The sequence below is a fragment of the Ardenticatenales bacterium genome (assembly GCA_020634515.1).
Lineage (GTDB): Bacteria > Chloroflexota > Anaerolineae > Promineifilales > Promineifilaceae > JAGVTM01.
This window is the reverse complement of sequence record JACKBL010000002.1, coordinates 104,724-117,683: the sequence shown is the minus strand read 5'-3', so window position 1 is coordinate 117,683 and position 12,960 is coordinate 104,724. Positions and strand designations below refer to the sequence as shown.

Here is a 12,960-nt window from a genome sequence, read left to right as displayed (position 1 = left end):
TTTCCCAATAAATAGATTTACGGCTCAAAGGCTAAGATACCATAAACACCCCGATGGTCCATTCCTTTGCCTCCGTCGAGCCGGTCAGAACCAGGCGACTCGCCCAAGACTGAAAGATCCCCTGTGGCAAAATTGCTAACAACAAAATCAAAGGTTCTCCATTTTAAAAGGAAAAATGAGGTGAAGTACGGTTTATTGCGCTCATTGTTTACCACATGATAGCGAAAAGAGCGATCTCTCCATCCTTGGTCAAACAATTCTTGCCACACGTCGACACTTTCATCACTATCTCGCCAGGGATCAAAATTGAAATCCCCCAAAATGAGAACACGATCCTGTTCAATTATGGTAGAGCGTATACTTTCATCAAGAAGATCTCTGAGAGTTCTGGAACGACAGTCTGCGCTTGTGCTTTGCAGATGAACATTAACAACGTCAAATAGAATACCATCATGAAGCTTCACGGTAACAGCCGATGCTGTAAAGCCCTGATCACATGCGTTGTAAGAAGGAGCAGTGCGGGCGAAGTTGCACATTAATCCTGATTCACAGCCGAGAATCGAACCGCTGGCGGTACGCACACCCAAACATTCAAACTGGTTTCGAGAATCGCACACAATGGTATATGCGTCACCCAGCAATCTACGCACCTGAGGTACTGATTGATTCTCAAAACAGACTTTCTTATCATTTGTTTCCTTCTGGGCAGCACATTGCCACGGAGCAAGGATTTCTTGCAGAGCAACAATATCTGGAGCCAATAATTGAATGTTATTGGCGATTATTTGCTCGACTTCTTTGTAACACAAATTATTCAGGTATTTTCGGCAGCCCAAGCTCAAGTTACCGACATTTGCTGTAAGCACAGAAAAAGATGTGGCCGTCTCCGGATTAATGAACATTTCCAGACCTTGATGAGAATCCTTTCTTTGGGCAGTTGCAGAAGTCAGTAACAATATGGAGATAGTCGCCACCACAATGATTCTGACAATGAAGGGTCGCAACATAGTCTTCATTTCTAGCCCCTCGCTGTAGGCATAAGGCCGGAAACGTCAATTAGTAGAAGGAGGAAAAAAGAACAGGGTGGCAAGACGAACCAAGCTTTACTACCTCCCTTGCATCTCGTACGCTTTGCTGCTGATGGTGTTGAGCAACGCCTCAAAGGAGCTGGCGAAGGCATCAACGCCATCCACCTGTAACTGCTCTGCCAGTTCGTCCAGGTCGATGCCCAATTCGGCCAGATTGTCGAGCGCCAATTGCGCCTTTTCCACGTCTCGTTCCAGGCTGTGGCCCGGTTTGCCATGATCGCGAAACGCCTCGATCGTCTGCGGCGGCATGGTGTTGACGGTTTCTGGGCCGATCAGTTCGTCCACGTAAAGGGTGTCGAGGTAGTTGGGGTTCTTGGTACTGGTGGAGGCCCAGAGCAGCCTCTGCACGGGTGCGCCTGCCGCCCGTAGTTCGCCAAACGGGGAGCCATGGAATATCTCTTTGAAGCGCTGATAGACGACGCGAGAATTGGCGACGGCAACTTTGCCCATGAGGGCGGCAGCGGCGGGATCGTCTAGGGCAGCCAGCTTCTTGTCAACGGCGGAGTCTACGCGGCTGACGAAGAAGGAGGCGACGGAGGCGACGTGGCGGATGTTGCCACCGTTGGCGCGCAGGTCGTTGAGGCCGTCGATGTAGGCCTGGGCGACGGCAAGGTAGTGGTCCATGCTGAACATGAGGGTGATGTTGACGTTGATGCCTGTGCTGATGAGTTCGCGGATGGCGGGAATGCCGGCATTTGTTGCCGGCACTTTAATCATCAAATTGGGACGATCCACGGCAGCGAATAACCGCTGCGCCTCTATCACCGTCCCTTCGGTATCCCGCGCCAGATAGGGAGACACCTCCAAACTCACGTAGCCATCGCCCCCATGGGAACGGGCATACAAATCGGCAAAAAGATCGCAGGCTATCTGAATATCCGTGATCGCCATCGTCTCGTAGATGCCTTTCGTATCCAGTCCCGTGGAGACCAGCTCCGCCATCTGCTCGTCATAATCGTCGCTCTGCCCAATCGCCTTCTCAAAAATCGACGGGTTGGAGGTCATGCCACGCAGCCCATCGGCGGCGATCAACGTCCGCAGCGTGCCATCCTCGAGCAACTTGCGGCGAATGTTGTCGTACCAAAAACTCTGCCCATGCGCCTGTAGTTCAACCAATGGGTTCATCTTGTTCTCCTCCAAAAATGTAGGGCGATTTTCCAAATCGCCCGCCCGATTTGGAAAATCGGGCTACGACGGCACACCATTTTCATTCATGGTGGTCGGCGGCAGCCGGTGAAGTCTCCTCCAAAAATACCGTGTAGGGCAAGTTTTTGGCTCGCCGACTTCAACATAGGACCGGATGCACGCGGATAAAAGGGGCCAGTGGGAAGTGGTCAGAAGCGCGTTGTCCGTTTTTCGTTGCCTGTTTTCAGTTGCGTGTTGACGCCTCTATAAAAGTTGGCAGTGGCGGCAAGACGCGAACTGTGTGGTATAAATCCGCCGGGCGGATGGATTCGTTTTAGAGCGTAGTGTAGCGTAAAATGCCATTTTCGGCAGCAGCATGAGCATGAACTGAACGAGGCGGGTACGGTATTCAGCGGGGGATCGTTTGGGAAAATGCCGGCACAATAAGGACAACACCATGAGAATTATCGTAGGCGCGGACCACGCGGGCTTCACGCTCAAAGAAATGCTGCGCGCGGAACTCCTCGCCGCGGGGCACGAGATCATCGACGTGGGCGCATACAGCTATGAAAAATCAGACGATTATCCCGACTTCGCCGCGGCAGTCGGGCGCGCCGTGGCCGCCGGGCAGGGCGAACGAGGCATTTTGCTCTGCGGCAGCGGCGTGGGAGCCAGCATCGCCGCCAACAAGATTAAGGGAGTGCGCGCCTGCCTCTGTCACGACATTTACTCGGCGACCCAGGGCGTGGAACACGACAATATGAACGTCCTCTGCCTGGGCGGGGCGATTGTGGGGCCGGCCCTGGCGCGCAAGCTGGTGGCGGGTTTCCTCGCGGCCCAATTCCAGCCGAAAGAACGCTTTCAGCGACGACTGGACAAGGTGCTGGCGTTGGAGCGAGAAGGCAACTAGCGGAAACGAGCCAAAAAGGGAGCGACAACCGACAACAGCGGCTGCGGTTGATTGGTATTCAATCCGAGTTCGTGATCGGCGGCGGGCAGGCACGCCAGCGTCACATCGCCGTGCAGCTTGTAGGCCAGGGCCACATCCGCGTCGGTGGTCACGCCGCCGTTGTCCACGTTGGCCTGCACCAACAGCAGCGGGCGCGCCAGCCGCTGCAAGGTCAGGTCAATGTCATAATCGACCAGCAAATCCGCCATGCGGTCTTCCGCCCAATAGCGCACCGTTTCCGGATCAACGTGGTGCAGCTCGTGCGCCGTTTCGCGCAAGTAGGCATCGGCGGCGCGGCGGTCGAGCATGCGCAGCAGGGCGTACAGTTTGTCCACGGGGCGGCCCGCTAACTGCGGAACCCAGGCCCAGGCCCCCAGTTTAATGGTGCTGAGGATGCTCTCCGGGGTGAGGGGGGATTCGGCGGCGATGACGGCCTGGGACTGTTCCGGCGCGCGCGCCGCTGCTCCCAACGCAATCAAACCGCCCAACGAATGACCAAACAGCACCGCCGGCTCCGCAATCTGCGTTTGCAAAAAAGCCGCCACATCGGGCACATAATTTTGATAATGACGATACCCCCCCGGCGCGCGGTCCGAGAGGCCATGCCCGCGCAAATCCAGCGCAAACACCTGCCAATCCGCGGCCAGCGCATCAATCAAGGGCATCATGTACTGCCAGCGGCGCATCAGGCCGTGCAGCAACAGCAAGGGGCGGCCATTGGCCGGGCCGACGGCATAGTTGATCGTCAGCCCATTTGCCGCAAAAGTATGTTCGGTGAGCATCTGGTTTTCCACAAACAGCATCCGCATCCCTGTCAGGCCATAACGGCTCACGCACCCGTGTTCCCAAACGCGGCGCGGTCCATGAACCGGGCCAGGTCCGCCTTCAACTGCGCCAGCGACGGCAGGTGCAGGTACATCATGTGACCCGCTCCGTAGTACGTCATCTGGATGTTTTGCTGCAAGCTGGGGTCGAGGCCAAGGTGATTGAAGGTGTAGCGGGTCGCCAGGTAGGGCGTCGCCAGGTCATAGTAGCCGTTGGCGACGAACACCTGCAGCGATGGATTTTGCGTCATGGCCCGGCGCAGCGTTTCGCCCACGTTCAGGAATTCGTTCTGGTGTTTCTCGAATTTCCACGGATGCACCTTGCCCGTGAGGATTTCGTAGGGCAGGTCGCTCTCGAATTTTAGTTCGCGGCGCACGTAGTCGTTGAGCGTGGCGGTGTAGGGGCCTTGAATAGCGGCGTAGCTGGGGTCGAATTCCATATGTTCGCCCACGGCGTCGCGGTCGATGCCCAGGTAGCGGCTGTCCAATCGTCCGACGGTGCGTTTTTGGTCGCGCAGGAGTTCTTTGACGAAGCGGTGAATGTTGATGCGCAGGTCGGTCTGTTCGATGTAGGCGGGGGACAGCCCGGTGAAGTCGGCCAGTTGTTGCGCGATGGTTTGGCGATCGGATGCCGGCATTTCCGCCCCCAACAGCAGCGCCCGCGCATAATCCCCCAACGCAAACGCCTCCACCGCCGCCAGCGTCTCCCCCAAGTCCGCCTGCCACTGCGGCGGCAATTGGCCATGATACCACGCCGTACTCGCATACGTGGGCAGAAACAGGATAAAGGGCAAATCATTGGCCGGGGTAAAACGCGCCGTCTGGAACTGTAAAATGCAAGAAATCAGCATCACCCCATTGAGATACATGCCGTGCCGTTCCTGCAAAAAACCCGCCAGCCCCGCCGCCCGCGTCGTCCCGTAGCTCTCGCCAATCAAGAACTTAGGCGACCCCCAGCGATGATACCGCGTCGTGTACACGCGGATAAACTCGCCGACTGATTCGATGTCCTTTTCGAAGTTGTGGAACTGGTCCGCGTTCTCGCCGGGCACGGCGCGGCTGTAGCCCGTACTCACCGGATCAATGAAGACGAGGTCGCTTTTGTCCAGAATGGCATATTCGTTGTTCACCAGGCGATAGGGCGGCGGCAGCGGATTGCCATCCGGGTCCATCAGCACCCGCCGCGGCCCCAGCACACCGAGGTGCAGCCAGACGGACGAGGAGCCAGGCCCCCCGTTGAAGGAAAACGTGATGGGGCGCCGCGCCGCGTCGTCCACGTCGTCGCGGGTGTAGGCGACGAAGAAAATGGACGCTTTCGGCTTCTGCTCATCATAATCTTGCAACAAAATCGTGCCCACCGTGACCGTGTAGGCAATTTCCTGGCCGTCAATGGTGACGGTGTGCTGCGTCGTGACGAGTTCTTCCTTGGGGAGCGGCGGGGTTTCCGCCGCGCCATTGGGCTTGCCGTTTTCCTTCTCGTTGTTTTCGGGCACGATGAACTCCTTGAAAAAGTGACGATTGCCGGTTGATCGTTGGTATGGGAGTGTAGCACGGAGCCGTGTAGCGGGGCAATGATTTTTGTCCGCGTCTCAAAACGTAATAGAATTGAAGAAACGGAAGAAACCGGGTTTTTTTCAAAAACCCGGTTTCTGGGCTGAAAGACCATGAAATTTGGACCGGTTCCTATCGCTGAAGCGGAAGGGAAGATTTTGGGGCATAATGTTGCCGGCATTGACGGCCGTCGCGTCCTGCGTAAAGGAAAACCCCTCACCGCCGCTGACCTCGACCTGCTGCGTCGCCTGGGTCGCCGTGCCGTCTACGTCGCCGAAATCGAGGCGGACGACGTGGAAGAAAACACCGCCGCCGGGCGCATCGCTGCCGCCGCCGCCGGTGCGCACGTGCGCCTGTCCGGCCCGGCTACCGGGCGCGTCAACCTGCACGCGGCGGCGCTGGGCGTGCTGCGGGTGGACGTACCCCGCCTGGCACAACTCAATGAATGCGCGGGGGTGACGTTGGCGACATTGCCGGCACAGACAGCCGTCAATGCCGGCAAAATGGTCGCCACCCTCAAAATCCTACCCTACGCCATCCCCGCCGCCGCGGTGCGCCAGGCCGAAGCCATCGGCAACCAGCCCGCGCCCCTGCTGCGCCTCGATCCCCTCACGCCCAAACGCGCCGGCCTCATCCTCTCCGGCTCCCCCGCCGTCCAGGACCGCATCATCCACAGCTTCCAGACCGCCCTACGCGCCCGCCTCGCCGCCCTCAATGCGGACCTGGTCGCCATTGACTTTGTCCCCCTGGACGACGAAGACGACGAGCGGCGGCTGGCGCAAACCATACGCGCCCACCTGCGCGCCGCGCACGACCTGATCATCCTCGCCGGCGAAACGGCCATCATGGACCGCCACGACATCGCCCCGCGCGCCGTGGAGCAGGCGGGCGGAACCGTCATCTGCTTTGGCGCGCCCGTCGATCCCGGCAACCTGCTCATGCTCGCCTACCACGGGGCGGTCCCCATCCTGGGCGCGCCCGGCTGCGCCCGCAGCCCCAAAGACAACATCGTGGACCTGGTGCTGCCCCGCCTCCTCGTCGGCGACCGGCTCACGGCGGCGGACATCGTCGCCTTTGGCCATGGCGGCCTGCTGGAGGACGTGCCGGAACGCCCCGCCCCCCGCGCCCGCCTCACCCCCTGACAACCACCACCAACCGCCAACTACCAACTGGAAACCATCCCATGACATCACTCACCAACAAAGTAACCCTCATCACCGGCGCGGGCGCGGGTATTGGACGAGCCGCGGCGCTGGCTTTTGCCCAGGCGGGCGCGCGGCTGGCGTTGGTGGACATTGACGAAGGGGCGGGTCAGGAAACGGCGCGGCTGGCGCAAGAGATGGGCAGCGAGGCAATTTTCGTGCGCGCCGATGTGCGTCAGGCAGCGGAGGTGGCGCACATGGTGCAGGCGACGGTGGCTCACTTTGGGCGACTGGATTGTGCTTTTAATAATGCCGGCATCGAAGGCCCCCCCACGCGCACCGCCGACACACCGGAAGCCGACTTCGACCAGATCATCGCCGTCAATCTGAAAGGGGTGTGGCTGTGCATGAAGTACGAGATTCAGCAGATGTTGGCGCAAGGAGGCGGCGTGATCGTGAACACGGCTTCGGTTGCGGGATTGGTGGGGGCGCATAGTATGCCGGCATACGCCGCCAGCAAACACGGCGTCATCGGCCTCACCAAAACCGCCGCCGTCGAATACGCCCGCAAAAATATCCGCGTCAACGCCGTCTGCCCCGCCGTCATCCGCACCGCCATGGTCGAACGCGCCCTCGACGTCATGCCCCAGCTCGCCGAAGGCATGATCGCCGCCAACCCCAGTCGCCGCCTCGGCGAACCCGTCGAAGTCGCCGCCGCCGTCCTCTGGCTCTGCTCCGACGCCGCCTCCTTTGTCACCGGCGCCGCCCTCACCATCGACGGCGGCCTCACCGCCCAGTAACCGGAGAACCCATGCCCTTTCAATCTATTGACGACCTCCAGGACGCCCTCCGCGACCAGCTCTACATCGCCAATCGCGGCCTCGTCACCGCCATCTTCCTCGCCCTCAAACTACAGCGCCCCCTCTTCCTCGAAGGCGAAGCCGGCGTCGGCAAAACAGAAATCGCCAAAGTCATCGCCAACATGCTGGACACCGACCTCATCCGGCTGCAATGCTACGAAGGGCTGGACGTCAACCACGCCGTCTACGAGTGGAACTACACGCGCCAGATGCTGCACATTCGCCTGCTGGAAGCGCGCGGCGAACGCCCCCAGGAAGCGGAACTGTTCGGCAAAGAGTTCTTGCTCCAGCGCCCCCTGCTGCAAGCCATTGAGCAAAGCCGCCGACGCGCCCCCGTCCTTCTTATTGACGAAATCGACCGCAGCGACGAGGAATTTGAGGCGTTCTTGTTGGAAGTGCTGTCCGACTTCCAGATCACTATCCCCGAAATCGGCACGCTCAAAGCCGCCACGCCCCCCGTCGTCATCCTCACGTCCAACCGCACCCGCGAAGTCCACGACGCCCTCAAGCGGCGCTGCCTCTACTACTGGATTGATTACCCCAGCTACGACAAGGAACTGGAGATTGTGCGCACGAAGATGCCCCAGGCATCCGCCGACCTGGCCCGCCAGATCACAGCCTTCATCCAGGAACTACGCCAGGTAGACCTCTACAAAGTCCCCGGCGTCGCCGAAACGCTCGACTGGACCGCCGCGCTCGTCGCCCTGGATCAACGCGCCCTCAGCGAAAGCGTCGTCGAAGACACGCTCGGCGTCATCCTCAAATACCAGGACGACGTGGAACTCCTGCGCGGCGAAACCCTGCGCCAACTGCTCACCCGCGCCCTCACCCGCGCCTGAGCCACCTGCTCCCCATTTCAAGACATCATGGGCAGGTCTTCCCGCGCAAGTGGCGTCACGTCCCTTAACAACTGATCTTCTATCTCGTCTCGCGCCACTTCCAGGTCGTACAAGGCCTGCAAATTCATCCACAATTCCGCCGACGTACCCAAAAAGCGGCTCAAACGCAAGGCTGTATCGGCTGTAATAGCCCGTTTACCATGCACAATCTCATTGATCTTACGCGGATAAACATGCATTTCCTTCGCCAACCGGTATTGACTGATGCCCAGCGGCTTCAGGAAATCCTCTAACAGCACCTCGCCCGGATGCACGGGTGGAATTCGTTCTTCGCTCATCATTTGCCTTCCGCTAATGGTAATCTACAATCTCCACGTCATAGGCATCACCATCCTGCCATATGAAGCAGATTCGCCATTGGTCGTTAATGCGAATGCTATATGGTCCTTGTCGCTCCCCTTGCAATTTTTCCAATTTGTTGGATGGTGGAAGCAGCAGGTCCTTCAACGCACGGGCTGAGTGCAATAAAGCCAATTTCCGATACGCGGCCGTCTGAATGTCGTGTGGACGTTTGCGTGAAAACGAGCGTTGAAACACTCGTTCCGCCTCTTTTGACTTGAAGGACCTGATCATAAATCAATAATACCGTTGGACGGTATTACCGTCAAACACGATGCTGTCATGACCGATGTAAACGGACAACTCCTCAACAACCTGATTCTCTTTGGCCGTCTGCTGCGCGACCTGGGCATGGATGTCAACCCCGGCCGCATGATTGACGTGGTTCATGCGCTGCAATACGTAGAAATTGGCCGCCGCGACGATTTCTACCACACGCTGCGGACGCTGCTCGTCAACCGCCGCGACGACCTGGCTGTGTTTGACCAGGCGTTTAACCTGTTTTGGCGCAGGCCAACCGATGGCAGCATCGAACTAAACCTGGGCGACCTGCTGCAAAAGCGCGACCAGCCGCCGACGCTGGTGATGCCGCCGCCGCTGGAAGAAGAATCCGCCGCGCCCGCGTCCCCCAAGCAACAGGAAGGGGACGAGGAGACGCAGGAAATCATCGAAGTGACGCGCACCTTTAGCACGCGCGAGGTGCTGCGGCAAAAGGATTTTGGCGACCTGAGCGGGGAGGAACTGGCGGCTATCCGGCGCATGATGGCCCGGCTGATATGGCGTCTGGGGGAGCGGCGCACCCGTCGCCAGCAGCCGGGACGCGGCTGGCGGCTCGATTTGCGCCGCAGTTTGCGCCGCAATTTTCGCTACGGCGGCGAGCAACTGCAATGGCTGCGCCTGACGCCACGTATCAAGCCGCGCCCGCTGGTGATCATCGCCGACATCAGCGGTTCCATGGAACGGTACACGCGCCTGCTACTGCACTTCCTCTACAGTCTGGCGGAAGGGTTGGATCAGCGGGTGGAGGTGTTCGTCTTCAGCACCCGCCTGACGCGCATCACGCGCCAACTGCGCAGCCGGGACGTGGATCGGGCGCTACAGGAGGTGGCCCAGACCGTGCCCGATTGGTCAGGCGGCACACGCATCGGCGACGCCCTGAAGGCGTTCAATTTTGCGTGGGGGCGGCGCGTGCTGCGCGGCGGCGCGCTGGTGCTGCTGATCAGCGATGGCTGGGATCGTGGCGACCCGGAGTTGCTGCGCCGGGAGATGGCCCGCTTGCAGCGCACCAGTCATCGGCTCGTCTGGCTCAATCCACTGCTGGGGTCGCCCCGCTACGAACCATTGACGCGCGGCATCCGCGCCGCCCTGCCCTATATCGACGACTTCCTGCCCGTACACAATCTTGTCAGCCTGGAAGACCTGGCGCTGCACCTGGCGCAACTTGATGAGAAACGCAGTTCCCGCCGCCAGCCCATCAAAACCAGCGGCGCGGCCTTCGTTCATGGCAAAAACCGGGTTTTTCCAAAAAACCCGGTTTTTGAGGAGTTTTCCAAAAAACCCGGTTTTTGAGGAGTTTAACCATGCAAGAGGTAATCGCGGATATTGATCGTTGGCAAGCAGATGGACACCCCGTGGCGTTGGCGACGGTTATTGAGACGTGGGGGTCCGCGCCGCGCAAGGTGGGGGCGAAACTGGCGCTGACGCCGGCGGGGGGGATGGCCGGCTCCGTCAGTGGCGGCTGCGTGGAGGGGGCCGTGTTCGCCGCCGGCGTGGAGACGCTGGAAAGCGGTCGGCCGCAGTTGCTCACTTTTGGCGTGGCCGACGAGACTGCCTGGGATGTGGGGTTGGCGTGCGGCGGCAGCATCAAGGTGTTTGTGGAGCCGCTGCCCGCGGCTGTGTATGCCGTTTTGCGCGAAGGGGTGTTGGCGGATGAGGGGCTGGCGGTGACGACGGTGATTGCCGGGCCGGACAATTGGTTGGGGACGAAGGCGGTGGTGGGACCTGGTGGCGTGGTTTTTGCGGAGATGCCGGCATCTCTCCAAACCAAAGCGTTGGCGGCGGCAAAAGAAGCACTGACCCACGGACGTTCCCAGTCCGTAACCGTAAACGAGCCACAGCCGTGCACCCTCTTCGTGGAGGCCATCTTGCCGCTACCCAACCTGATCATGGTGGGCGGGGTGCATATTGCCGTGGCCCTGACGCACATGGCGAGGACGTTGGGTTATCGCACGGTTGTGATTGACCCGCGCCGCGCTTTTGGCAACACGGCGCGTTTCCCCCATGCGGACCAGGTGATTCAGGCGTGGCCGGATAAGGCTTTCCCGCAGGTGAAGTTGAACCAGGGGACGGCGGTGGCGATGCTGACGCATGATCCGAAGATTGACGATCCGGCGTTGAAGATTGTGCTGCCGAGCGCGGCTTTTTACGTGGGGGCGTTGGGCAGCCGGGGGACACAGGAAAAGAGGCGGAGGAGGTTGGAGAATGCCGGCATTCCCCCCCACCTCATCCAGCGCATCCACGGCCCCATTGGCCTGGACATCAACGCCCAAACACCCGAAGAAATCGCCCTCTCCATCATGGCCGAAATCGTCGCCGCCCGCCGACCACCCATGTCCAATCCCGGCGCGGCATAAACGTTTGTCTTTTCTTAACCGTGCGTCATAATAGTGCCCTGTTGATAGTCTTCTACCGACTGTCAACTATTCTCGAAGGAGACTTCATGTGCTGCGGCGCACCACCATCAATGAGATCATCTTCCCGGAAGCTGTTACCCAGAACCATCCTCTGTGATGAAGCTTCCGGGAAGATCATTTTCAGAGGAGAAGCATGACGGCAACAGGGTACGATGTGATTGTGGTTGGCGCCGGCATTTTCGGCGTCACCACAGCCATCGAACTGCGCCGACGCGGCCATCGCGTGGCGTTGTTCGACCCTGGTCCCCTCCCGCATCCCCTCGCCGCCTCCACCGACATCAGCAAAGCCGTGCGCATGGACTACGGCGCAGACGAAGCGTATATGCGCATGGGAGAAGCCGCCCGCCAGGGCTGGCTGACTTGGAACAAAACCCTCTTCTCCCGCCCCCTCTACCATGAAGTGGGCATGTTGTTTCTGAACAGCACGCCCATGTCGCCCCACAGCTACGAATACGAAAGCTACCAGATGTTGCAAAAGCGGGGGCATCACCCTGAACGGCTGAACGCGAGCGACATCGCCGCCCAATACCCCGCCTGGCGCGAAGGCGTCTTCGTCGATGGCTACCTCAACCGACAAGCCGGCTACGTCGAAAGCGGGGCCGTCGTGGAATCGCTGCTGCACACCGCCATTACAAACGGCGTGACCCTGCACCCGCACGTCTCCGTCCAGAAGCTATTGATGACGGGCAGCCGCGTCACCGGCGTGCGCACCGGCCAGGGAGAAACATTCGCCGCCGATCACGTCGTCGTTGCCCTGGGCGCGTGGACCCCGCTCCTCGTGCCCGACCTGGCCCCCATTATGTTCGCCGTTGGTCAGCCCGTTTTCCATTTGCAGGTTTCCGACCCCGACCTTTTCCAGCCGCCCCACTTTACCGTTTTCGCCGCCGACATCAGCCAGACAGGCTGGTATGGCTTCCCCTACCACCCACAAGCCCAAATCGTGAAGATCGCCAACCACGGCGTTGGCCGCCGCGTCGATCCCGCCCGGGATCCGCGCCAGGTGAGCGACGAAGATGTCCAGTTTCTGCGCTCTTTCCTCACGGAGTCGCTGCCTATCCTGGCGGAAGCGCCCATCGTGTACACACGACTCTGTCTTTACTGCGACACGCTGGATGAGCATTTTTGGATTGACCGGCATCCGGGTTATGCCGGCATCACCGTCTCCGCCGGCGGCAGCGGGCACGCCTTCAAATTCGCGCCATTGCTGGGCGGTCTCACGGCTGACGTAGTGGAAAGAAAGGCGCACCCTTTTGGAAAGCGTTTCCGCTGGCGCGACCTGCGGCAAGATACGCACGGGGAAGAAGCCGCCCGCAACCGTCACAAACGACAACCTCACTAACCATAGCGCCCCGCCATCACTAAAAAACAGTTCCTAACTCTGGCAGCTATACATAAAGTTGCAAGAGCGGCTAATATGCGCAACGTCCTGAGCAAGTGCGCCACACCTGCCAGTTACCATTGGCAACCAGGGAGAAATCTAAGTCCAAAAA

Annotated in this window: 13 protein-coding genes; 7 read left to right on the top strand and 6 right to left on the bottom strand. The window is 59.7% G+C overall.

Going from position 1 to position 12,960, the window contains the following annotated elements:
* Window positions 1–17 precede the first annotated feature (17 nt).
* Both H6650_05120 and tal read right to left on the bottom strand, forming a co-directional pair.
* Window positions 18–1,016 (bottom strand): endonuclease/exonuclease/phosphatase family protein, encoded by a 999-nt coding sequence (locus H6650_05120; GenBank protein MCB8951377.1) that lies wholly within the window; start codon window positions 1,014–1,016, stop codon window positions 18–20.
* A 90-nt stretch (window positions 1,017–1,106) separates the two neighbouring features.
* A complete protein-coding gene (tal, locus tag H6650_05115) occupies window positions 1,107–2,213 on the bottom strand; it encodes a transaldolase (protein MCB8951376.1) in 1,107 nt (368 codons plus the stop codon).
* Between the two features lie 457 nt (window positions 2,214–2,670).
* Between tal and rpiB the strand changes: the two genes are divergently transcribed.
* Window positions 2,671–3,123 carry a ribose 5-phosphate isomerase B gene (gene rpiB / locus H6650_05110; protein MCB8951375.1) on the top strand — a complete coding sequence of 151 codons (453 nt, stop codon included), beginning with the start codon at window positions 2,671–2,673 and terminating at the stop codon, window positions 3,121–3,123.
* Here the strand turns inward: rpiB and H6650_05105 are convergent.
* Window positions 3,120–3,995, bottom strand: coding sequence for an alpha/beta hydrolase (locus H6650_05105; GenBank protein MCB8951374.1), 876 nt, complete (start codon window positions 3,993–3,995; stop codon window positions 3,120–3,122). The genes rpiB and H6650_05105 overlap by 4 nt on opposite strands.
* Window positions 3,992–5,479 carry a peptidase S10 gene (locus H6650_05100; GenBank protein ID MCB8951373.1) on the bottom strand — a complete coding sequence of 496 codons (1,488 nt, stop codon included), beginning with the start codon at window positions 5,477–5,479 and terminating at the stop codon, window positions 3,992–3,994. The genes H6650_05105 and H6650_05100 overlap by 4 nt, the downstream gene beginning before the upstream one ends.
* A gap of 171 nt (window positions 5,480–5,650) precedes the next feature.
* On the opposite strand from H6650_05100, the gene H6650_05095 reads away from it, so the two are divergent.
* From H6650_05095 to H6650_05085, 3 genes are read left to right on the top strand one after another with little or no spacing between them, the layout of a single operon-like run.
* Window positions 5,651–6,679, top strand: coding sequence for a molybdopterin-binding protein (locus H6650_05095; protein ID MCB8951372.1), 1,029 nt, complete (start codon window positions 5,651–5,653; stop codon window positions 6,677–6,679).
* 41 nt (window positions 6,680–6,720) lie between these two features.
* The gene (locus H6650_05090; protein ID MCB8951371.1) at window positions 6,721–7,479 is read left to right on the top strand and encodes an SDR family oxidoreductase; all 759 of its coding nucleotides are present in this window, start codon (window positions 6,721–6,723) and stop codon (window positions 7,477–7,479) included.
* An 11-nt stretch (window positions 7,480–7,490) separates the two neighbouring features.
* On the top strand, window positions 7,491–8,378 hold the full coding sequence (locus H6650_05085) for a MoxR family ATPase (protein MCB8951370.1): 888 nt from the start codon (window positions 7,491–7,493) through the stop codon (window positions 8,376–8,378).
* A 17-nt stretch (window positions 8,379–8,395) separates the two neighbouring features.
* Here H6650_05085 and H6650_05080 read toward each other — a convergent pair whose 3' ends face one another.
* Both H6650_05080 and H6650_05075 read right to left on the bottom strand, forming a co-directional pair.
* Window positions 8,396–8,716, bottom strand: coding sequence for a HigA family addiction module antidote protein (locus H6650_05080; GenBank protein MCB8951369.1), 321 nt, complete (start codon window positions 8,714–8,716; stop codon window positions 8,396–8,398).
* A gap of 13 nt (window positions 8,717–8,729) precedes the next feature.
* Window positions 8,730–9,011, bottom strand: coding sequence for a type II toxin-antitoxin system RelE/ParE family toxin (locus H6650_05075; protein ID MCB8951368.1), 282 nt, complete (start codon window positions 9,009–9,011; stop codon window positions 8,730–8,732).
* Window positions 9,012–9,059: 48 nt separating this feature from the next.
* On the opposite strand from H6650_05075, the gene H6650_05070 reads away from it, so the two are divergent.
* The 3 genes from H6650_05070 (at window position 9,060) to H6650_05060 (ending at window position 12,809) form a co-directional block, all read left to right on the top strand.
* Window positions 9,060–10,346 (top strand): VWA domain-containing protein, encoded by a 1,287-nt coding sequence (locus H6650_05070; GenBank protein MCB8951367.1) that lies wholly within the window; start codon window positions 9,060–9,062, stop codon window positions 10,344–10,346.
* 11 nt (window positions 10,347–10,357) lie between these two features.
* Window positions 10,358–11,410: an XdhC family protein gene (locus H6650_05065; GenBank protein MCB8951366.1), complete on the top strand. Its 1,053-nt coding sequence runs from the start codon at window positions 10,358–10,360 to the stop codon at window positions 11,408–11,410.
* Between the two features lie 193 nt (window positions 11,411–11,603).
* Complete coding sequence (locus H6650_05060; GenBank protein ID MCB8951365.1) at window positions 11,604–12,809, top strand: FAD-dependent oxidoreductase; 1,206 nt, start codon at window positions 11,604–11,606, stop codon at window positions 12,807–12,809.
* Window positions 12,810–12,960: the final 151 nt, after the last annotated feature.